Origin of the sequence: Lysobacter antibioticus HS124 (assembly GCF_000336385.2) — a bacterium.
Taxonomy (GTDB): domain Bacteria; phylum Pseudomonadota; class Gammaproteobacteria; order Xanthomonadales; family Xanthomonadaceae; genus Lysobacter; species Lysobacter firmicutimachus.
Window position 1 is genome coordinate 12,495 of record NZ_HG424505.1, and the last position, 19,433, is coordinate 31,927.

The 19,433-nt window shown below is 67.9% G+C and carries 19 protein-coding genes; 15 read left to right on the forward strand and 4 right to left on the reverse strand.

Going from position 1 to position 19,433, the window contains the following annotated elements; genetic code table 11:
- The first annotated feature begins 73 nt into the window (after nucleotides 1–73).
- The 5 genes from TX83_RS22800 (at nucleotide 74) to TX83_RS11880 (ending at nucleotide 3,930) form a co-directional block, all read left to right on the forward strand.
- Entirely contained in the window at nucleotides 74–277 is a 204-nt protein-coding gene (locus TX83_RS22800) for a hypothetical protein (protein ID WP_141233488.1), read from the forward strand.
- Nucleotides 274–519, forward strand: a complete 246-nt coding sequence (locus tag TX83_RS22805) for a hypothetical protein (protein ID WP_141233489.1) — start codon at nucleotides 274–276, stop codon at nucleotides 517–519. Before TX83_RS22800 ends, TX83_RS22805 begins: the two co-directional genes overlap by 4 nt.
- Complete coding sequence (locus tag TX83_RS11870) at nucleotides 516–749, forward strand: hypothetical protein (RefSeq protein ID WP_064748162.1); 234 nt, start codon at nucleotides 516–518, stop codon at nucleotides 747–749. The genes TX83_RS22805 and TX83_RS11870 overlap by 4 nt, the downstream gene beginning before the upstream one ends.
- Nucleotides 749–1,165, forward strand: a complete 417-nt coding sequence (locus TX83_RS11875) for a hypothetical protein (protein ID WP_064748163.1) — start codon at nucleotides 749–751, stop codon at nucleotides 1,163–1,165. Before TX83_RS11870 ends, TX83_RS11875 begins: the two co-directional genes overlap by 1 nt.
- A 608-nt stretch (nucleotides 1,166–1,773) precedes the next feature.
- Nucleotides 1,774–3,930 (forward strand): phage tail length tape measure family protein, encoded by a 2,157-nt coding sequence (locus TX83_RS11880; RefSeq protein ID WP_064748164.1) that lies wholly within the window; start codon nucleotides 1,774–1,776, stop codon nucleotides 3,928–3,930.
- Between the two features lie 400 nt (nucleotides 3,931–4,330).
- Here TX83_RS11880 and TX83_RS11885 read toward each other — a convergent pair whose 3' ends face one another.
- On the reverse strand, nucleotides 4,331–4,579 hold the full coding sequence (locus tag TX83_RS11885; RefSeq protein ID WP_075575131.1) for a YegP family protein: 249 nt from the start codon (nucleotides 4,577–4,579) through the stop codon (nucleotides 4,331–4,333).
- 95 nt (nucleotides 4,580–4,674) lie between these two features.
- Here TX83_RS11885 and TX83_RS11890 point away from each other — a divergent pair, with 95 nt between their 5' ends.
- Both TX83_RS11890 and TX83_RS11895 read left to right on the forward strand, forming a co-directional pair.
- The gene (locus TX83_RS11890) at nucleotides 4,675–4,926 is read left to right on the forward strand and encodes a hypothetical protein (protein ID WP_064748165.1); all 252 of its coding nucleotides are present in this window, start codon (nucleotides 4,675–4,677) and stop codon (nucleotides 4,924–4,926) included.
- Entirely contained in the window at nucleotides 4,923–5,174 is a 252-nt protein-coding gene (locus TX83_RS11895; protein WP_064748166.1) for a hypothetical protein, read from the forward strand. The genes TX83_RS11890 and TX83_RS11895 overlap by 4 nt, the downstream gene beginning before the upstream one ends.
- 429 nt (nucleotides 5,175–5,603) lie before the next feature.
- On the opposite strand, the gene TX83_RS11900 is transcribed toward TX83_RS11895, so the two are convergent.
- A complete protein-coding gene (locus TX83_RS11900) occupies nucleotides 5,604–8,003 on the reverse strand; it encodes a GH92 family glycosyl hydrolase (protein WP_079248198.1) in 2,400 nt (799 codons plus the stop codon).
- 241 nt (nucleotides 8,004–8,244) lie between these two features.
- Here TX83_RS11900 and TX83_RS11905 point away from each other — a divergent pair, with 241 nt between their 5' ends.
- The 5 genes from TX83_RS11905 (at nucleotide 8,245) to TX83_RS11925 (ending at nucleotide 13,614) form a co-directional block, all read left to right on the forward strand.
- Nucleotides 8,245–9,297, forward strand: a complete 1,053-nt coding sequence (locus TX83_RS11905) for a LacI family DNA-binding transcriptional regulator (RefSeq protein WP_064748167.1) — start codon at nucleotides 8,245–8,247, stop codon at nucleotides 9,295–9,297.
- The gene (gene fucP, locus TX83_RS11910) at nucleotides 9,294–10,592 is read left to right on the forward strand and encodes an L-fucose:H+ symporter permease (protein ID WP_064748168.1); all 1,299 of its coding nucleotides are present in this window, start codon (nucleotides 9,294–9,296) and stop codon (nucleotides 10,590–10,592) included. Before TX83_RS11905 ends, fucP begins: the two co-directional genes overlap by 4 nt.
- Entirely contained in the window at nucleotides 10,592–11,605 is a 1,014-nt protein-coding gene (locus tag TX83_RS11915) for a carbohydrate kinase family protein (RefSeq protein ID WP_064748169.1), read from the forward strand. Before fucP ends, TX83_RS11915 begins: the two co-directional genes overlap by 1 nt.
- Nucleotides 11,606–11,637: 32 nt before the next feature.
- Complete coding sequence (locus TX83_RS11920) at nucleotides 11,638–12,852, forward strand: AGE family epimerase/isomerase (RefSeq protein WP_064748170.1); 1,215 nt, start codon at nucleotides 11,638–11,640, stop codon at nucleotides 12,850–12,852.
- A gap of 396 nt (nucleotides 12,853–13,248) precedes the next feature.
- Nucleotides 13,249–13,614 carry a nuclear transport factor 2 family protein gene (locus tag TX83_RS11925; protein ID WP_064748171.1) on the forward strand — a complete coding sequence of 122 codons (366 nt, stop codon included), beginning with the start codon at nucleotides 13,249–13,251 and terminating at the stop codon, nucleotides 13,612–13,614.
- A gap of 246 nt (nucleotides 13,615–13,860) precedes the next feature.
- On the opposite strand, the gene rpoD is transcribed toward TX83_RS11925, so the two are convergent.
- Together rpoD and dtd are read right to left on the reverse strand one after the other, a co-directional pair.
- On the reverse strand, nucleotides 13,861–15,723 hold the full coding sequence (gene rpoD, locus TX83_RS11930) for an RNA polymerase sigma factor RpoD (protein WP_064748172.1): 1,863 nt from the start codon (nucleotides 15,721–15,723) through the stop codon (nucleotides 13,861–13,863).
- A gap of 88 nt (nucleotides 15,724–15,811) precedes the next feature.
- Nucleotides 15,812–16,252, reverse strand: a complete 441-nt coding sequence (gene dtd, locus TX83_RS11935; RefSeq protein WP_064748173.1) for a D-aminoacyl-tRNA deacylase — start codon at nucleotides 16,250–16,252, stop codon at nucleotides 15,812–15,814.
- A gap of 99 nt (nucleotides 16,253–16,351) precedes the next feature.
- Between dtd and TX83_RS11940 the strand changes: the two genes are divergently transcribed.
- From TX83_RS11940 to TX83_RS11950, 3 genes are all read left to right on the forward strand, one after another.
- A complete protein-coding gene (locus TX83_RS11940; RefSeq protein WP_064748174.1) occupies nucleotides 16,352–17,272 on the forward strand; it encodes a lauroyl acyltransferase in 921 nt (306 codons plus the stop codon).
- Between the two features lie 73 nt (nucleotides 17,273–17,345).
- Nucleotides 17,346–17,876 carry a PH domain-containing protein gene (locus TX83_RS11945; RefSeq protein ID WP_064748175.1) on the forward strand — a complete coding sequence of 177 codons (531 nt, stop codon included), beginning with the start codon at nucleotides 17,346–17,348 and terminating at the stop codon, nucleotides 17,874–17,876.
- 113 nt (nucleotides 17,877–17,989) lie between these two features.
- Nucleotides 17,990–19,432 carry a PH domain-containing protein gene (locus TX83_RS11950; protein WP_064748183.1) on the forward strand — a complete coding sequence of 481 codons (1,443 nt, stop codon included), beginning with the start codon at nucleotides 17,990–17,992 and terminating at the stop codon, nucleotides 19,430–19,432.
- The last annotated feature ends 1 nt before the right edge of the window (nucleotide 19,433 follow it).

The following is a 19,433-nucleotide window of genomic DNA, read 5'->3' on the forward strand; positions in this document are numbered from 1 at the left end:
TCCCGGCGGCCTGCTGGTTGGCAGCCGACCTGCTGGACAAGCTCGACTCTCTGTTTAACGGGGGGCTCGCCGAATGAGCCCATCCCAGATCAATCAAGCCTCCGATCTCGCAAATCGCTTGCGCGTGCAGTTCTGCACCGCCGAAGCCGACAACCTGCTGGCGCTAACCCACTCCGATCTCGGTCATCTTCTAGGGCTGTGGGCGTCCATCGCCTCTGAACTCTGTGAGGTGATCGATGGCGACTCTTATCAGGTCCCCACTGAGGAAAAACAATGACCGAAGACGATACCCGCAATCTGGCAGGACTTCGCCGGCTGAGCGAGAAGGTGAGCGCTATCACTGCCCAGTCTAAGGCGAATCCGCGTGCGCTAGACCTGATGCCGATCGAAGAGCTCACAGGCATGCAAGGCATGCTGCGAGTTTGGCGCCCCCTGATGCTGTCCACCGCGCGCGACATGGTGAATCTGGAGGGCTATATCACTAAGGCCCTCAAGCGCCGAAGGGGTATCAGGGCATGAACCGATACCCGGACCCCTTCCATTTCGAGTCCTGCGGCCCAACAAGCGGCGAGCTGTGCAAGGCGCTGGTTGACCTTGGAGACGGTGCCGCGGCAGCTGCAGAGCATCTGGCGCGCTTCCCGACCCGTGACGGATGCGCCCACTTGATCGCCAAGCTCGCACGGCTGGAAAGGCACCTGCACGCGCTCAGGAACGCTCTGGAGCGCGAAGAGGCGCCCAAGGAAGACTGATGGCCGACGGCGCCGGCAAGAAGATAGCGGAACAGAAGCGGCCCTTTCACAAGGGCCGTGGCAAGGGGCCGCCCTTCGTCCAGATCTACCACCGGATTACCGACTCGGACGAGTTCGGCCAGCTCAGCGGCAACGCACTGAAGCTGCTGCTGGAGGTTGCACGGCAGTATCGGCCAGGCCGTAACGGCGACCTGAGCGTTCCCTGGTCGCTGCTGCGCGATCGTGGATGGCGAAGCCAGGGAACGGTTGCTGATGCCAAACAGGAGCTTCTGGAGCGCGGCTGGATGATCGAGACGCGAAAGGGCGGCAAGAACAAATGCAGCCTATACGCGCTGACCTGGTATCCAATCGACGCGAGCGAGAAGCATCAGGAGCCACCAACGGTGACCGCGCTAGACCTGTGGAAATCGAAATGATTAGTCGCTATGCGGAGCAATTTGGTCGCTATGCGGAGCAACTGAAACCTGAATTGCTCCGCATAGCGACCAACCTAGCCGCTATGCGGAGCAGTCAGGCCATTTTTGGCGTCTCAATTGGTCGCTATGTGCACACCTATCTAGATATCTACCAAGCGCCAGCGCATCTGCTGTGGCTTAGCCTCAAGCCTGTGCCTATTGCTCCAGGAGCCACCGGGCCAGAGCTGCCAACAGAAACCGAATCGAAACCAATTGGGTTTTGGTCAGGCTCCACACATGGCAGTGGGAAGGTCGCCAGACTCACTGAGCGCTCCGTGAGCGAGCACGCGTCACTGACGCGTCACCCTGCGTCACACCTGACCAAGCCAGTACTGATCGAGCCAGGTGTATCCGCCGACATCGCGCGCGTGAGGCTGCCGATGCGTTCGCATTGCGGACGCATTGCTCAGCCCGTGCGAAGGAAGCCCCTTGCAAGGCCCTTTGGGAACGGTTTCGAAAGGGTTTCTGGAGGGGTGGAGGAAAAGTCCAGTCGCCTTCTGTCGCGACACGTGCGCCCAGCCATTTTCTTACGTCCACAAAACCAGAGTTCCGCCAGGAGTCACTGAGGCATGAGCATCGGCCAAATCACCGTTGACCTTCTGGCGAAGACCGGGTCATTCGAGACCGATCTTGGGAGGGCTTCGAAGTCCGCACAGAAGCGCGCCAAGGAGATCGATGCCAGCTTCCAGGCTGCCGGACGGGCGATCGGCGCCGGCCTAGCGGTCATGGCTGGTGCTGCCGTAGTCGGGCTGAACAAGTATTTCCAGAACACCGTGGAGGCAGAGAAGGTCCAGGCGCAGCTGGCGGCCCGGATCAAGGACACGGGCGGCGCCGCGCAGCAGTCAATCGAATCGCTGAATCGGATGGCTGACTCGATGTCCAAGCTCACGGTCTTCGACGACGAGGCGATCGGCGGCGTCCAGGCGATGCTGCTGACGTTCAAGGACATCCGCGGGGCGAACTTCGAAGCCGCGACCGGTGCCGTCCTGGACCTCGCCACGGCGATGGGAACTGATCTCAACTCCGCTGCCCTCCAGGTAGGCAAGGCCCTGAACGACCCCATCAAGGGGGTGACCGCACTGGCCAAGGCTGGCGTCCAGTTCACTGACGAACAGAAGAAGCTGATCAAGAGCTTCGTTGACGTCGGGGACGTGGCCAAGGCGCAGCAGGTGATTCTGCGGGAGCTGGAGGGCCAGATGGGGAGCGCGGCCGAGGCCGCCCGGGATACGCTTGGTGGCTCGCTGCAGGCGCTGCAGAACAGCTTCGACAACCTCCTCGAGGGGGACGCAGGGAGCGGCGGCCTGGTCGGCGCCCGTGACGCCGTGGAGAGCCTGATCAAGACCTTCAACGACCCCTCGACAAAGCAGGGGATCGACACCATGGCGTCCGGCCTCTTGCGGCTGGGCAACGCGGCGATCGTCGGCGGACGCGAGGTAGCTGGGTTCCTGACCCAGATCAAAGAGACTCTGACCGGGGAATCGCTGGGTGACACCGCTGACCAGATCATCCGCCTCCGCGAGCACATCGCCATGCGGGAGAAGGTGAGCGGCGCCGGCAGCCAGACCGACCTGCGTCGGCAACTCGACGACCTGCGCCTCAAGTACGCCAAGGAGCAGGCCAACGCGCCTATCGTCGCGACCGGGGATCGATTCTCCGCCGCCTACGAGGCCGCGGCCCTGAACTTCAACCCGAACCCGTCGCGCAGCACCGCGCGCGGCACCAGCGCCAGCATCGGGACCAAACGGCGGACCGCGGCCGAGGCTGTCGATCCCTTGCGAGACTTCGCCGCCGACCTGGTCAAGATCCAAGCCAAGATGCAGGCGTCGCTCGAGGGGGGGGTCGAGAAGCAGATGGAATCGGCCGGCGAGTGGGCCAAGTTGACCGCCCAGTTGGAAGGCCCCCTGAAGGAGGCCGAGCTTTCCCACATCGAGCGGATGCTGGACATCGAGCGGCTCGGCAAGCTCGCTGGCGCCTCTTCTGCCGAGATTGCCAGACTCAAGGGACTCGAGGCCGAGGGCTACAAGAAGGCGGCTGCGGCCATGCAGGAGCAGGCGGCGGCTGCGGCCAATCCGAAGCTGGTCGAGGGGATGGACGCCCTGCGCCAGGCCGGTTACGACTTCCTGGTCGACCTCCCGCGCGGCGGCCTCGACAACTGGAAGGACATGCTCGACAACCTGACGGACATGCTCACCCGCTGGGCCGCCAAGGGGCTCATAGATCAGTTGTTCGGAGGTGCCGGCACCACTGGTGCTGGGACGGCCGGCGGGGATTGGATCGGCCGGCTCTTCGGGGGCGGGTCGAACTCGGGCGGCGGCTGGCTCAGCAAGATATTCGGCTCGTTCACTGGGATGAGCAGCGGTGGCGGCGGCTGGCTATCCAGCATCTTCGGCGGCGGCAGCACTGTCCCTTCGACCGGATTCGCCGGTTCTTTCGGCAACAACTTCGGTTGGCTTTTCGGTGGCGCCCGGGCTGGCGGCGGCAGCGTCTGGCCGGACTCCGCATTCCTGGTCGGTGAGCGTGGACCGGAGCTGTTCGTGCCGCGATCAGCGGGCACGGTGCTGCCTGCCAACGTGACCCGCCAAGCTGCGCAAGGAGGTCCGCCGGGCGTGGTCAACTTCCACAACAGCCAGCACTTCAACGGCCTGCCTGGCAGGCAGACCATGCAGCAGTCCGAACTGGAGATAGGGCGTGCCGCACGCCGTGCAATGGCGAGGACGGGGCGCTAAAGGTCTAAGTTTTCACCGGATCGGGGGAAAACCCAAATACGGGGAAATCCCCCATTGGGGGAGATTCCTCAGATCCGAGGAATCTACATCCGGGGGAGTCCCGCATGTAAGCCCGCGCCTCAAGCGTTGCCTTGCTGCGATCTCAAATCGCACCAAGAGAGCCGAGGGTGTCGCGTATCGCTACCCCACCCGGCGGCGATGGTGTCCAGCGCCTTGACGGCATCCGATGACCTCCAATTTCTGGAGCCCACGACTTCCGCTCAAAACTGAGCGAAAGGGTGTCCAGCCTGCGGACCCCCGTCGATTCAGGAACTAGCGGAATCCCGGCAGTCAAATGTGAGCCAGGCCCACCTTTAAATCACGCCAATCAGCGTGATTTTAGTAGCAGGTAGTCCTGCTTTCACCTTCCATCGATTTCAAAGTAGTTGGTCGGCCCTAAGCCCGAGATGATATCGAGTGTTGCGAGCATCGCCGCCTTTGTGGTGTAAGCCTCACCATATGCCATCGGCTCCCCGTTTCCTCCGACAAGCCGCCAGCGCCATTGCCCATGGGTCGGTGATGCATGTCCTCCCAGCGCATTGAGTAGAGACGCCTGCTCCCCGACCTTCAGCCCTTCCCGGTAAATCTGAAAATACGGTTTTCCAGCCATGTCGATCCCTCCCTGTGGTTCCAGGAATAACGGGTTGGGGGGCATGCTGCGGCCAAGTCTCCGCTCTTGCGACGAGCCCGCCATAGCGTGGCGCCATGGCGATATCAGACAAGATTCCGTGGCAGGAGCTGGCGCTCACCGCCTCCGAGTGCGGTGAGCTCTGGGGCATCACCCCGGAGCACTTCCTGGCTACGATCGCGTGCAAGCCGTCGTTCCCGGTCCGCCTGACCCGGAAGCCGGCGACCTGGAAGGCGGGCGAGGTGATCGCCTGGCGCGATGAGAACCGGGCCGGCAATCGACCGCTACGAACGAGCCGGCTCAAACGCGAAGAGCGAGATTGCGAATGACCGATGCGTCCATCGCCACATTGGCCGCCCTGCTGACTGGCGATTGCTGGCTGTCTGCTGACGCGTGCGCGGTGTTCCTAGGCCTAACCACCAAGAAGGGCGAGCCAAACCGGCGCGGATTCCTGGAGCGCGTAGCATGCCGCTCCAGCTTTCCGAAGCCGCTGATCATCGGCAACGAGAAGAAGTGGAAAAAGTCCGAGGTCGCCTTGTGGGCCGAGGATGAGCGGCGCCACCCATCAGCCCGTTAGTTGGTGTAATTCCTGTGTAATCGTGCCGGAAATTGCAGCCATTTCACGGTGATCGGGTGAAAGCAAGGGAAATGCAGATGCCGAGAAAACAGCTTGTTTTTGCGACTATTTACCACTCAAGGCGACGTGCGGAAACGCTTCGGGAGTGGATTATGAGTCCCCTGCTCTAACCGTTGAGCTATAGGCCCGTGCGAGCGGGCATTCTAATGGCTGGGCGAGTGGGGCGTAAGCCGGCGGCGGGCGGCATCCGGGGCTTCGCGGTGGATGCGCGCGATGCGTCTGGCCGCGATCGCGCGGCGATAAGTGTGCCGTCGACAGGTTCCGGGCAGCGGCGCTCCGGCGGTAGCGCGGCCGAGCGCGGGGTGACGCGGCTCGCAGGCAAGCGTGCGCGCCGCCGTCTGCGTCGACGTTTCCCCGGCGACGGCCCGCTCAGCGCTTCGCGCTCATCGAATACGGCCGCTGCGCCGGGTCGGTCGCCCATTGTTTGTTCGGTTCGGCCTGCATGACGAAGCGCAGTTCGCCGCCGGCGAGGATTTCGTCGTGGCGCAGGTAGGCGCGGTCCAGCGGCTTGCCGTTGAGGGTCGCGCCGGCGATGTAGGGGCGGGCTTCGCTCAGGCCTTCGGCGACGATGGCGAAGCGCTTGCCGTTGGGCAGGTTGAGCGTGGCCTTGGGCAAGAAGGGGCGGCCGATGACATATTCGTTGCTGCCCGGGGCGACCGGATAGAAGCCCAGCGCGGTGAATACGTACCAGGCCGACATCTGGCCGAGGTCGTCGTTGCCGGCCAGGCCGTCGGGGCGCGGGGCGTATTGGCTGGCCATGATCTGGCGTAAACGCTCCTGGCTGCGCCAGGGTTGGCCGGCATAGGCGTACAGGTAGGCGACGTGGTGACTGGGTTCGTTGCCGTGGGCGTACCAGCCGATCAGGCCGGTGATGTCCTCCATGTGGGCGAAGATCTTCGGGTCGACCTTGGCGTCGAAGACTTGGTCGAGGCGTTCGATCAGCTTTTGCTCGCCGCCGTGCGCGGCGGCGAGGCCGGCGACGTCCTGCGGCACGTACCACGAGTATTGCCAGGCGTTGCCTTCGGTGTAGTCGGTGCCGTAGCCGCTGGCGCTGGGGTCGAAGGGCTCGCGGAAGGCACCGTCGCGCTTGCGCGCGCGCATGAAGCCGGTCGACGCGTCGAAAGCATGCTTCCAGTTGCCGGCCCGTTGCTCGAAGCGCGCGGCGACGTCTTCGCGCCCCATCGCAGCGGCCATGCGCGCGATGGTCCAGTCGTCGTAGGCGTACTCCAAGGTCTTGGACGCGGCTTCGCCTTCTTCGTCGATCGGCACGTAACCGAGCTGCCGGTACTGGGCGATGCCGTCGTAGGGGCCGTAGTCGGCGCTGGCCACCATCGCCTGCAGCGCTTGCCCGGCATCGAAGCCACGGATGCCCTTCATGTAGGCATCGGCGATGACCGGCACGGCGTGGTAGCCGACCATGCACCAGGTCTCCTGACCGTGGAAGGCCCACACCGGCAGCACGCCGTAAGGGCTGTGGCGATGCGCGGCGAGCAACGAGTTGACGAAGTCGGCGTTGCGGCGCTCGGGCTGGACCAGGGTCAGCAGCGGGTGCAGCGCGCGATAGGTGTCCCACAGGGAAAACGTCGAATAGTTCGTCCATCCCTGGGCCTGGTGCACGGCGTTGTCCGGTCCGCGGTAGCGGCCGTCGCTGTCCATGAACAGCGTCGGGCCGAGCAGGCTGTGGTAGAGCGCGGTGTAGAAGCTCTTGCGCTGCGGTTCGGGCGCATCGAGTTCGACCGCCGACAAGGCCTCGCTCCAGCGCTGGCGCGCCTGCGCGCGCACGCGGTCGAAATCGAAGCCGGGCATTTCGGCGTCGAGGTTGGCGATGGCGCTGTCTTCGCTGACCGGCGAGATCGCGACTTTGACGATCAGTTCTTGCCCGGCGGCGTCGGCGAAATCCAGGCTGGCGACCAGCTGCCGGCCTTCGATCTGGGCGCGGCGGCGCGGGTCTTTTTCGCCCGGCGGCGGGAAGCCCTTGTAGACGATGTCGGCTTCGGTGTCGTGGAAGGCGTGGCCGCTGAGCGGGCGCGAGAAGCGCATGGCGAAATACAGCTGCCGGCCCGGCGCCCAGCCGCGGGTTTCGCGGAAGCCGGTGACGGTGCCGTCGGCGCGCAGGCGCAGCCGCGACCACAGCACTTTGCCGGGGTAGTCGTACAGGCTGGTGCGCAGGTCGATCAGCAGGTGGGCGTCCTGCCCCGCCGGATAGCGGTAGCGGTGCACGCCGACGCGGTCGCCGGCGGTGAGTTCGGCGCGGATCTTGTAGTCGTCGAGGGTGACCGCGTAGTAGCCGGGCTCGGCGCGCTCGTCGTCGTGGCGGAAGGCCGAGCGGTAGCCGCTGCGCGGGGCCTGGGCCTGGCCGCGTTCGAGCTTGACCTCGCCGGCGATCGGCATCAGCAGCACATCGCCGAGGTCGGAGTGACCGGTGCCCGAGAAATGGGTGTGGGAGAAGCCGACGATGGTTGGGTCGCCGTAGCGGTAGCCGGCGGCCCAGCCGTAGGCTTCCTTGCGGGGCTTGATTTCGGTGTCCGGGCTGAGCTGGATCATGCCGAACGGAACCGTGGCGCCGGGATAGGTGTGGCCCTCGCCGCCGGTACCGATGAAGGGATCGACCGCGCGGTAGGCGCGCTCGCCGGCATCGCCGGCCGGGGCGGCCCGGGCCGGGCCGGCGAGGCAGGCGCCCCAGACCAGCACGGCGGCGAACCCGGCGCGCCAGGGACGCGCGGCGGATCGGGACTGCGGGGCGGGCGGCGACGGGATCGGCCGGGTCATCCGGGGCACTCCGTATCGGAACTGGGCGGCAGGAACGCGTCCGGGTCGGCAAAACGGGCCCGGAGCCCTTTTAGATCGTTCTAAATCGAGGCAAGCTAGCATGCGTCCCGACCGCGTTCATGCTGCATTGCAGAATGCAGCGGCGGGGCTTAGACCGCAGGATGGCGGCATTTAGAACGATCCAAAAGCCGCCCGGAGCCATGATTCCCGTTCGATCCCCCCTCTCAGCGAGGTGTTCACGATGAACGACGCGCCCGCCCCCCGCGGCCGGGTCACCCTGGCCGACATCGCGCGCGCCTGCGGCCTGTCGCGCGCGACGGTGTCGCTGGTGCTGCGCGGCAGCCCGCTGGTGCATGCCGACACCCGCGCCCGGGTCGAAGCCGAGCTCAAGCGCCAAGGCTATGTATATCACCGCGGCGCCGCCAACCTGCGGCGCAAGGTGTCGACCGGCGTGGCCCTGGTCATCAACGACCTGTCCAACCCGTTCTTCGCCGAATTCGCCGCCGGCGTCGACGAATGGCTGGCCACCGCCGGCTTCGTCACCCTGCTCGGCAGCACCAACGAATCGGTCGAACGCCAGCAGGCGGTGCTGACCTCGCTGATGGAGCACGACCCGGCCGGGATCATTCTGTCGCCGGCCGAAGGCAGCGACGGCGCGCGGGTGCGCAACCAGATCGGCGAACGCACGCCGGTGCTGGTGTTCAACCGCGAACTCGACGGCACGCCGTGGGATTTCCTCGCCCTCGACAACATCCACGGCGCGCGCCTGGCCACGCGCCACCTGATCGATCGCGGCCACCGCCGCATCGCCTTCTTCGGCGGCCATCGCGATTCGTCCTCGTGCCGGCAACGCCGCCAGGGCTATCGCGAGGCGATGGTCGAAGCCGGGCTGGAGCCGGAACCGCAGTGGCTGGTGGAGTGCGCGCCGACCCGGCTGGAAGCGGCGCAGCAGACCGGCGCGCTGTTCGTGCGCGATCCCGCGCCGACTGCGGCCGTCTGCTACAACGACGCCGTCGCGCTGGGCCTGATGGCCGGCCTGGTCGCGCGCGGCCGCCGCCCCGGCGGCGATTTCGCCGTGGTCGGATTCGACGACATTCCCGAAGCCTCGGTCGCCTCGCCGACCCTGACCACGGTCGCGGTCGACCCGCGCGCGCGCGGCCGCCAGGCCGCCGAGCTGATCCTCAAACGCCTGCGCGACCCGGACATGCCGCGCGCCCACACCATCGCCCCGGTGCGGCTGCAGGCGCGCAGCAGCAGCGAGGTGCATCTGCCGCACAACGGAGCTTCCGCATGAGCCGTCGCGACATGTCCTACACCGCCGCGCTGGCGGTGGTGACCACGATCTTCTTCACCTGGGGCGGCCTGACCAGCCTCAACGATGTGCTGATCCCGCATCTGAAGGCCGTGTTCCAGATGAACTACGCCCAGTCGATGCTGATCCAGTCGACCTTCTTCGGCGCGTATTTCCTGATGTCGCTGCCGGCCAGCCGGGTGGTGGCCAAGTTCGGCTACAAGAACAGCATCGTGATCGGCCTGATCGTGGCCGCGATCGGCGCGGCGATGTTCTTCCCCGCCGCGCGCATTCCGTCGTATCCGCTTTTCCTGGGCGCGCTGTTCGTGCTCGCCAGCGGCATCACCCTGCTGCAGGTCTCGGCCAATCCCTACATCAGCCTGCTCGGCGACCCCGCCGGCGCGCCGAGCCGCTTGAACCTGGCCCAAGCGCTGAATTCGCTGGGCACGACCGTGTTCCCGTACGTGATCGGCCCGCTGATCCTGTCCGGCGCGGTGCTCGGCACCGCCGAGCTGGCGGCGATGTCGGCGACCGAGCAGGCCGCGTACCGCGCCCACGAAGCGGCGTCGGTGCAGATGCCGTACATGATCATCGCCGGCTGCCTGCTGCTGCTGGCGGTGTTCGTCTACACCATGCGCATCCCGCCGCTGACCGAAGCCACCGAGAGCGCCGACCCGGTGCACCACAGCTTCGCCGAGGTGCTGAGCCAGAAGCACCTGTTGTACGGAGTGATCGCGATCTTCGTCTACGTCGGCGCCGAGGTCTCGATCGGCAGCTTCCTGATCAACTACATCTCCGCACCGGAGATCGGCAACATCGACCACGCCAAGGCCAGCGAGTACCTGGCGTATTACTGGGGCGGCGCGATGGTCGGCCGCTTCGTCGGCGCGATGCTGTTGCAGCGCTTCGACGCGCGCCGCCTGCTGGCCCTGTTCGCGATCGCGGCGATGGCGCTGCTGGCGCTGACCATGAGCGGCAAGGGCACGCTGGCGATGTGGACGGTGCTGTCGATCGGCCTGTTCAACTCGATCATGTTCCCGACCATCTTCACCATCGCCATCGAACGGCTGGGACCGATGACCAGCAAGGCCTCCAGCCTGCTGATCATGGGCATCGTCGGCGGCGCGGTGGTGCCCTGGCTGCAGGGCGTGCTGTCCGACCGGATCGGCATCCAGCAATCGTTCGTAATTCCTTTGATCTGTTACGCCTTCATCGTCTGGTACGGCTTCGCCGGCTCGCGCATCCGCGCCGGCCAGGGCCAGCACGCCAGCGCCCAGGCTTCGGGAGTGATGCATTGATGTCTGCTGCAGCGCAGCCCGCGCAGTCGCGCAATTCCGCCATCGTCTGTTTCGGCGAAGCCTTGATCGATTTCCTCGCCCGCCCGGCCGAGGCGCCGGGCGAGCCGCGCCATTTCGTCGAGTACGCCGGCGGCGCGCCGGCCAACGTCGCCGTCGCCGCGGCCCGGCTCGGCGCGCCGGCGCGCTTCGTCGGCATGCTCGGCCAGGACATGTTCGGCGACTTCATCGCCGCCCAGTTGCAGCACTACGGCGTGGACACCCGCGACGTGGTCCGCACCGGCGAGGCCAAGACCGCGTTGGCGTTCGTGTCGCTGGACGGCTTTGGCGAGCGCAGCTTCAGCTTCTATCGCCCGCCGGCCGCCGACCTGCTGTTCCGCGACGCCGACTTCCGCGCCGACGGCTTCGCCGATGCCGGCATCTTCCATGTCTGCTCCAACAGCCTGACCGAGGAAGGCATCGCCGCGACGACCCTGGCCGGCATGCGCCGCGCGCGCCTGGCCGGCGCCCTGGTCAGCATGGACATGAACCTGCGGCCGTCGCTGTGGCCGCACGATGTCGATCCGGCGCCGCGGCTGATCGCGGCCTTGCTGGAGGCCGACCTGATCAAGCTGTGCGGCAGCGAGTTCCAGTTCCTTGCGCGCCATCTCGGCGGCGAGGAAGCGGCGCTGCAGCGACTGTGGCACGGCCATGCACGCTGCGTGCTGATCACCGACGGCGCCACGCCGATCCGTTGGCATACCCGCACCCGCCAGGGCGAAGTCGCGACCTTCCGCGTCGCCCCGGCCGACACCACCGGCGCCGGCGACGCCTTCGTCGGCGGCCTGCTGCAGCGCTTGTCGAGCCTGGGCGTGGACGCCGCCGGCTTCGCCGACTTCATCGCCGACGAGGCCGCCTTGGTCGCCGCGCTGCGCTATGCCGCCGCCGCCGGCGCACTGGCCACCACCCGCCACGGCGCGTTCGCGGCCATGCCCGACACCGCCGAGGTCGAGCGCCTCATCCGCGAACAATCCTGACCGCCGCTCCGCTTCCGATCCGGTATTCCCCGATGAATCTTCCCGCGCATCCGCTGCCCGACTTCCGCCGGCCCGAGACCCTGCTCGCGCACGTCGCCGACACCATGGCCTTCTACGATCCGGTCGCGCTGGATCCGAACGGCGGCTTCTTCCATTACTTCCGCGACGACGGCTCGGTCTACGACGCCTCGCACCGGCACCTGGTCAGCAGCACGCGCTTCGTCTTCAACTACGCGATGGCGGCGATCGAATTCGGCCGCGACGACTACCGCGAGCGCGCACGCCACGGCCTGCGCTATCTGCGCGAGGCGCATCGCGACGCCGCCAGCGGCGGTTACGCGTGGACGATCCGCGACGGCCGCGCCGAAGACCGCATGAACCACTGCTACGGCGTGGCCTTCGTACTGCTGGCCTACTCCACCGCGCGCAAGGCCGGCATCGCCGAGGCCGCGGCGTGGATGGACGAAACCTGGGAACTGCTGGAAGCGCGCTTCTGGGAGCCGAACCACGGCCTGTACCGCGACGAGGCCGACGCGCAGTGGAACTTCACCGGCTATCGCGGCCAGAACGCCAACATGCACATGTGCGAAGCGATGCTGGCCGCGTTCGAAGCCTCGGGCGAAGCGCGCTATCTGCAGCGCGCGCTAACGCTGGCGCAGAACATGACCCAGCGTCAGGCGGCCCAGGCCGACGGGCTGGTGTGGGAGCACTACGACCGCGACTGGAACATCGACTGGGATTATCACCGCGACGACCCCAAGCACCTGTTCCGCCCCTGGGGGTTCCAGCCCGGCCACCAGACCGAGTGGGCCAAGCTGCTGCTGATCCTCGACCGCCACCTCACCGCACGCGGCGAAACCGTGGACTGGCTGGTGCCTACCGCGCGCCACCTGTTCGACGTCGCGGTCGCGCGCTCCTGGGACCCCGAGCACGGCGGGCTGTGTTACGGATTCGCCCCCGACGGCACGGTCTGCGACGACGACAAGTATTTCTGGGTCCAGGCCGAGTCGCTGGCGACCGCGGCGCTGCTGGCGATCCGCACCGGCGAGGCGCAGTACTGGGCGTGGTACGACAAGCTGTGGGCCTACGCCTGGCAGCACATGGTCGATCATCGCTACGGCGCCTGGTACCGGATTCTCGATCGCGAGAACCGCAAGTACAGCGACGAGAAGAGCCCGGCGGGCAAGACCGATTACCACACCATGGGCGCCTGCTATGAAGTGCTGCGCTGGCTGCGGCAACGCTGAGGTCCGCCGCGGCGCCGAGCTCGCGGCGCACCGGCTTTCTCTGGGAGCGGCGTGAGCCGCGACCAAGGGATGCGCAGAAAACCATAAGCGTTCGCCCCCCCATCGAAACTACGCCGCCCCCCTGTAGGAGCGGCGCAAGCCGCGGCAACCAAAGCGCTGCACGCAAGGGCACCGGCGCGGGCGCCCGACAGCCGCCAGCGCTCACAGCGCCGGGCTTCGGAAGGCAACGCGGTATCGAACCGCTGCGGTTGTCGCGGCTTGCGCCGCTCCTGCCCCGGTAAGCGGGCGCCGCGTTCATCCGCCGCTCGTCGGGAGGGCGGCGCCTGCGCCCGCACCGAGGGCCGCTCGCCCAGACCGCCGGGCCTATCCTGGGCGCCCGCCTCCGAGGATCGCGCCATGGATACCCAGCAGATCGCCAACCGCTACGTCGAGCTGTGCCGCGCGGGCAAGCACGAGCAGATCCAGGACGAACTCTATGCCGACGACGCCGTCAGCATCGAAGCGCCGGGCAATCAGGCCGGGCCGCTCGGCAACGTGGAAGGCCTGGCCGCGATCCGCGAGAAGGGACGCCGGTTCATGGACGACGTGATCGAGATCCACGACAGCTGGTGCAGCGATCCGGCGGTCGGCGGCGACTGGTTCAGCCTGGCGATGAGCATCGACGCCACCTACAAGAGCATGGGCCGCATGCCGATGGCCGAGGTCGCGGTGTACAAGGTGCGCGACGGCAAGATCGTGCACGAGCAGTTTTTCTACGGCTGAGCCTGCGCGCGCCGCGGACGGCGGCCGCAGCGAGTTCGCGCGCGTGTCCGCGGCCGCACGGGAATGCGGCGCCGCCGGCGCGATCGCGGCCAACGCGCCCGGCCGGCAAGCCGGCGGGGGCGTTCAGCCCGGCACGGGAGCGGGGCCGAGCGCAACGCGGCAGGCGCGCGCGACGGCTCGGCGCCGGAAACGAAACAGGCCCCGCGAGCGGGGCCTGTTTCGTATTGCGTGCGCGGCCCGACCGACTCAGTCGATGTCGAGGAAGCTGCGCAGCTGTTCCGAGCGGCTCGGGTGACGCAGCTTGCGCAGCGCCTTGGCTTCGATCTGGCGGATGCGCTCGCGGGTCACGTCGAACTGCTTGCCGACCTCTTCCAGGGTGTGGTCGGTGTTCATGTCGATGCCGAAACGCATGCGCAACACCTTGGCCTCCCTCGGGGTCAGGCCGGCGAGCACGTCGCGGACCGTCTCGGAGAGGTTGATGTTGGTGGTCGCTTCCACCGGGGACTCCACGTTGGTGTCCTCGATGAAGTCGCCCAGATGCGAGTCCTCGTCGTCGCCGATCGGGGTCTCCATCGAGATCGGTTCCTTGGCGATCTTCATGACCTTCCGGATCTTGTCCTCCGGCATGTCCATTTCCTTCGCCAGCTCTTCCGGAGTCGCTTCGCGGCCGTACTGCTGCAGCATCTGGCGGCTGATGCGGTTGAGCTTGTTGATCGTCTCGATCATGTGCACCGGGATGCGGATGGTGCGGGCCTGATCGGCGATCGAACGGGTGATGGCCTGGCGGATCCACCAGGTGGCGTAGGTCGAGAACTTGAAGCCGCGGCGGAACTCGAACTTGTCCACCGCCTTCATCAGGCCGATGTTGCCTTCCTGGATCAGGTCGAGGAACTGCAGGCCGCGGTTGGTGTACTTCTTGGCGATGGAGATCACCAGGCGCAGGTTGGCCTCGACCATCTCCTTCTTGGCCTTGCGCGCCTTGGCTTCGCCGTAGGCGACCTGGCGGCTGATTTCCTTGATGTCGGCCAGGGTCAGCAGCGAGGCCTGCTCCAGCTCGATGGTGGCCTGCTGCTCGGCGATGATCTGGTCCTTGACGTCGCGCAGGCCCGACGACCACTTCTGCTTGCGCTTGAGCAGCTCGTCGACCCATTCCAGATTGGTCTGGTTGCCTTCCCAGGCGCGGATGAAGTCCTTGCGCGGCATCTTGGCCACGCGCGTGGCCAGGTCGAGGATCTTGCGCTCGTGGTCCTTGATCGCGCCGACCACGTCGCGCAGGTTGCGCATCAGGGTGTCGGTCAGGGCCAGCGGCAGCTTGAGGGTGACGAACACCGCGGCGATGTCCTCGCGCAGCTTGGTCACGGTCTTGTGGCCCGCGCCGTTCTTGACCTGGGCCTTGAGGAACTTGCCGTGCAGGTCGGCGATGGCCTCCATCCGCGCGGCGACCTCGACCGGGTCCGGACCGGACGTGGTCTCTTCGGCGTCGGCATCGTCGGCCGCCTCGACTTCGTCCTCGTCGTCTTCGGTGGCCGCGTCGTCGTCGACCGGCAGCGCCGCCGCCGGCGGCTCGGGTTCTTCATCGAGGTGGTCGTTGAAGCCGACCACGATCTCGGCCAGACGCTTCTTGCCGGCCTTGTGCTGCTCGTAATCGTCGAGGATCAGCTGGACCGTGCCCGGGAACAGCGCCAGCGAGGCCTGGACCTGGTTCAGGCCCTCCTCGATGCGCTTGGCGATGGCGATTTCGCCTTCGCGGGTCAACAGCTCGACCGTACCCATTTCGCGCATGTACATGCGCACCGGGTCGGTGGTACGGCCGCCTTCGCCGTCGAGCGCGGTCAGCGCCGCGGCGGCTTCTTCGGCCGCGGTGTCGTCGACTTCACGGTTACCGGTATTGCCGTCGGCGAGCAACAGCGTTTCGGCATCGGGCGCGACTTCGTGCACCTCGATGCCCATGCCGTTGATCATGCCGATGATGTCTTCGATCTGCTCGGCGTCGACCAGATCGTCGGGCAGGTGATCGTTGACCTCGGCATAGGTCAGGTAGCCCTGCTCCAAGCCCTTGGAAATCAGGAGCTTGATATCGGACGGAGGGGGCTGACGTTCGTTGGCCATGGGCTGCGCCACCGCTGGGATAGGGGAACGCTCCAGTATAGCAGATCCGGCAGGGTCGGCCGGAGGGCCGGGACCAGGCGGGACGGGGCTAAGACCGAAGCAGGAAAGTGACCGGGCCGTCGTTGACCAGGCTGACGACCATATGGGCGCCGAAGCGACCGGTTTCCACCCCTCCGGCGTGACGTTGCCGGCAGGTTTCGACCAGCCGGTTGAATAGCGGTTCAGCCAGGGCCGGGGCGGCGGCGGTGCTGAAGCCCGGACGCATGCCGCTGCGGGTGTCGGCGGCCAGGGTGAACTGGCTGACCAGCAGCAGGCCGCCGCCGGTATCGGCCAGGCCACGGTTCATCCGTCCGGCCTCGTCGGCGAACACCCGGTAGCCGAGCAGGCGCTCGGCCATGCGCGCGATCTGGACCTCGCCGTCGCCGGGCTCTACCCCGACCAGGGCCAGCAGCCCGGGCCCGATCGCGCCGACGGTTTCGCCGTCGACCACGACCGAGGCCTGAGCGACGCGCTGGATCAAGCTCAACATGCGAACGGGCACCACGAGGCTTCGGACCGGCAAGTCTAAAAGGGAGGCAGGGGCTGCAGCGCGCTTAACCCCCTGCAGCCCTTTCACTAAACTGGGCCGATGACCCGCTTCGTCGCCCGTCTGCTCTATCTTCTCGCCAGCGCGCTGGGCCGCCTGCCGTGGTCCTGGCAGATGCGCCTGGGCGACGCGGTGGCCCGGCTGTGGCAGCGCCGGGCCGCGCGCGAGGCCCGGGTCGCCCGGGTCAACCTGGAGCTGGCCTACCCCGGCCTGGCCGCCGAAGAGCGCGAACGCCTGCAGCAGGCCATCGTCCGCACCACCGCGCGCCAGGCGATCGAGACTCTGCGCCTGTGGACCCGGCCGCATGCCGAGAACCTCGCCCTGCTGCGCGAGCAGCACGGCGTCGAGCTGTTCGACGCCGCCCTGGCCGCCGGCCGCGGCCTGATCGTGGCCGCGCCGCACTACGGCAACTGGGAACTGCTCAACCAATGGCTGGCCTCGCGCACGCCGCTGGCGATCCTGTACCGGCCGCCGGAATCGGCGGTCGGCGAAGCCTTCCTCAACCTGGTCCGCGCCGACAGCGACACCGGCCGGGTGACCCAGGTCCGCGCCGAGGGCGCGGCGGTGCGCCAACTGTGGAAACGGCTCAGCGCCGGCGGCGTGGTCGGGATCCTGCCCGACCAGCAGCCCAAGGCCGGCGACGGCGAGTTCGCGCCGTTCTTCGGCGTACCGGCGCTGACCATGACCCTGCTCGGCCGGCTCGCCGAACGCACCGGCGCGACGGTGCTGTTCTGTTACTGCGAACGCCTGCCCTCGCACCCGCAGCAACCGGCGTTCGCGCTGCGCGTCGAAGCCGCGCCGGCCGGCATCGCCGACCCCGATCCGCAGCGCGCCTGCGTCGCGCTCAACGCCGCCGTCGAGCGCATCGCCCGGCGCGATCCGGCCCAGTACCAGTGGACGTACAAGCGCTACACCCTGCGGCCGTCCGGCAACGGCGACGACAACCCGTACCGGTTGCGCTGAGCGCGCCGCAGCGCGCACTGCGCGGCCGCCGCCGCGGCTACACTCGGCGCTTCACCGCAGCCCCCGAACGACGATGACCGACGCGCCCGACAGCGCCGATTCCCTTGCCCCGCCGGCCCCCGCACCGGCCGCCGACGAGGGTTGGCAACGGCTGCCGCCGCGCGCCCAGTTGCTGTGCACGATCGATGTCAGCCTGTCGCTGGCGGCGCTGTTCGCGATCGCCGGAGTGGTGCTCGGCGTGCTGACCCGCGGCCTGCTGGTCGGTACCGCCAGCGCGCTCACCGGCGCCCTGCTCGGCGCCGGCATCGGCACCTGGATCGGCCTGCGCCGTTACCGCAACACCTTGTGGCGGCTGGACGCGCACGGCTTCGCGGTGCGCCGCGGCGTCGCCTGGCAGCGCGAGACGCTGGTGCCGCTGACCCGGGTCCAGCACCTCGACCTCAAGCACGGCCCGCTGCAGCGCCTGCGCGACCTGGCCACCCTGGTCGTGCACACCGCCGGCACCCGGCACAGCGCGGTGTCGATCGATCATCTCGATGCCGCCGACGCCGAACGCCTGCGCGAACGCCTGGGCCGCCAACTCGACCACGACGACGAGGCCTGATGAGCGCTTCCCAGCCCGCCGAGCCGTCCGCCGGCGTCGCCGCCGAGCCCGCGACCGCGCCGCCGCCCGCCGCGCCCCAGGGCGAGGCCGCGCTCGACCGGCGCCTGCATCCGATGTCGTGGCTGTTCGTGCTGATCCAGCAGCTCAAGCAGTTCGTGGTGCCGCTGATCGCGCTGCTGGTGTTCGGCCGCGGCGACCGCAACGAGTTGTGGTCGCTGATCGGCGTCGGCGTGCTGGTGGCGGTGTCGATCTGGCGCTACCTGACCTATCGCTACGGCATCGGCGCCAACCACCTGGTCGTGCGCAGCGGCCTGTTCAACCGCAGCCTGCGCGAGATCCCGTTCGTACGGATCCAGAACGTGGCCGTGCACCAGACCGTGCTGCACCGCCTGTTCGGGGTCGCCGAGGTGCGCCTGGAGTCGGCCGGCAGCAAAGAGCCCGAGGCGCAGATGCGGGTGCTCAAGCTGGCCGACGCATTGGCCCTGGAGGCGCTGGTGCGTCGCCGCGGCGACGCGCCCGCGCCGGGCCAGGCCGAGGCGCCGGCCGAAGTGCTGCTGCGCCTGCCGCCGGCCGAAGTCCTGCGCCTGGGGCTGGTCTCGGACGGCGGCCTGGTCCTGATCGGCGCCGGCTTCGCCGCACTGAGCCAGGCCATGCCCGACTTCAGCGCGAAAGTGCCCGGCCGGCTGATGCGCGAAGCCGCGCGCTGGTTGTTCGGCCGGGTCGAGTCCTACCACCTCGACGCGCTCGGCTACGTCGGCGTGGCCCTGGTGCTGGCCTTGGCCCTGGCGGTCGCGCTCAAGCTGCTGTCGATGGCGCTGGCGGTGCTGCGCTACTACGGCTTCGAACTCAGCGAACACGGCCGCCGCCTGACCGCCGAGCGCGGCCTGCTCGGGCGCTGGCGCACCACGGTGCCGCGCCGGCGCATCCAGGCCTGGACCCTGGAGGAAGGCCTGCTGCACCGCCTGCTCGCCCGTCGCCGGCTGGCGGTGGACACGGTCGGCGCCGGCGACCAAGACGACGGACGCGCGCTGAAGGAGCTGGCGCCGATCGCATCGGCACCGGCCTGCGATGCGCTGATCGAACGCCTGTTGCCCGGCGCTCGGCTGGAGCAACTGCAATGGCGCCCGCTACCGGACGCGGCCTGGTGGCGACTGTTCCTGCCCGACGTGCCCTGGGTCGCGCTGGCGGCGTTCGCGTTGTATTGGCAGATCGGCGCCTTGAGCGCGCTGGCGCTGGCCTGGTTGCCGTGGGCCGCGTTCAAGGCCCAGCGCCGCGCGCGCCGGATCGGCTACGCGCTGGATTCGCAGTTGGTCGCGGTACGCGAAGGCTGGTGGCGACGCTACTGGCGCTTCGCCGAACTCGACAAGCTGCAGGCCTTGCAGATCACCCGTTCGCCGCTCGACCGCCGTTGCGGCACCGCGACGTTGTGGCTGGACACCGCCGGCGGCGGTGCGCTGGGGCCGCCGCTGCGGATCCGCTTCCTGCCCGAGGACGAGGCGCGACGGCTGTACGCCGCATTGGCCGCGGTGCTGGCGCGGCGGCCGCTGCGCTGGTGAG

Bases quoted from the DNA above. Each gene is read 5' to 3' on its own strand.
- TX83_RS22800 (WP_141233488.1), top strand. From the start codon at position 74: ATGAGCCCATCCCAGATCAATCAAGCCTCCGATCTCGCAAATCGCTTG.
- TX83_RS22805 (WP_141233489.1), top strand. From the start codon at position 274: ATGACCGAAGACGATACCCGCAATCTGGCAGGACTTCGCCGGCTGAGC.
- TX83_RS11870 (WP_064748162.1), top strand. From the start codon at position 516: ATGAACCGATACCCGGACCCCTTCCATTTCGAGTCCTGCGGCCCAACA.
- TX83_RS11875 (WP_064748163.1), top strand. From the start codon at position 749: ATGGCCGACGGCGCCGGCAAGAAGATAGCGGAACAGAAGCGGCCCTTT.
- TX83_RS11880 (WP_064748164.1), top strand. From the start codon at position 1,774: ATGAGCATCGGCCAAATCACCGTTGACCTTCTGGCGAAGACCGGGTCA.
- TX83_RS11885 (WP_075575131.1), bottom strand. From the start codon at position 4,579: ATGGCTGGAAAACCGTATTTTCAGATTTACCGGGAAGGGCTGAAGGTC.
- TX83_RS11890 (WP_064748165.1), top strand. From the start codon at position 4,675: ATGGCGATATCAGACAAGATTCCGTGGCAGGAGCTGGCGCTCACCGCC.
- TX83_RS11895 (WP_064748166.1), top strand. From the start codon at position 4,923: ATGACCGATGCGTCCATCGCCACATTGGCCGCCCTGCTGACTGGCGAT.
- TX83_RS11900 (WP_079248198.1), bottom strand. From the start codon at position 8,003: ATGACCCGGCCGATCCCGTCGCCGCCCGCCCCGCAGTCCCGATCCGCC.
- TX83_RS11905 (WP_064748167.1), top strand. From the start codon at position 8,245: ATGAACGACGCGCCCGCCCCCCGCGGCCGGGTCACCCTGGCCGACATC.
- fucP (WP_064748168.1), top strand. From the start codon at position 9,294: ATGAGCCGTCGCGACATGTCCTACACCGCCGCGCTGGCGGTGGTGACC.
- TX83_RS11915 (WP_064748169.1), top strand. From the start codon at position 10,592: ATGTCTGCTGCAGCGCAGCCCGCGCAGTCGCGCAATTCCGCCATCGTC.
- TX83_RS11920 (WP_064748170.1), top strand. From the start codon at position 11,638: ATGAATCTTCCCGCGCATCCGCTGCCCGACTTCCGCCGGCCCGAGACC.
- TX83_RS11925 (WP_064748171.1), top strand. From the start codon at position 13,249: ATGGATACCCAGCAGATCGCCAACCGCTACGTCGAGCTGTGCCGCGCG.
- rpoD (WP_064748172.1), bottom strand. From the start codon at position 15,723: ATGGCCAACGAACGTCAGCCCCCTCCGTCCGATATCAAGCTCCTGATT.
- dtd (WP_064748173.1), bottom strand. From the start codon at position 16,252: ATGTTGAGCTTGATCCAGCGCGTCGCTCAGGCCTCGGTCGTGGTCGAC.
- TX83_RS11940 (WP_064748174.1), top strand. From the start codon at position 16,352: ATGACCCGCTTCGTCGCCCGTCTGCTCTATCTTCTCGCCAGCGCGCTG.
- TX83_RS11945 (WP_064748175.1), top strand. From the start codon at position 17,346: ATGACCGACGCGCCCGACAGCGCCGATTCCCTTGCCCCGCCGGCCCCC.
- TX83_RS11950 (WP_064748183.1), top strand. From the start codon at position 17,990: ATGTCGTGGCTGTTCGTGCTGATCCAGCAGCTCAAGCAGTTCGTGGTG.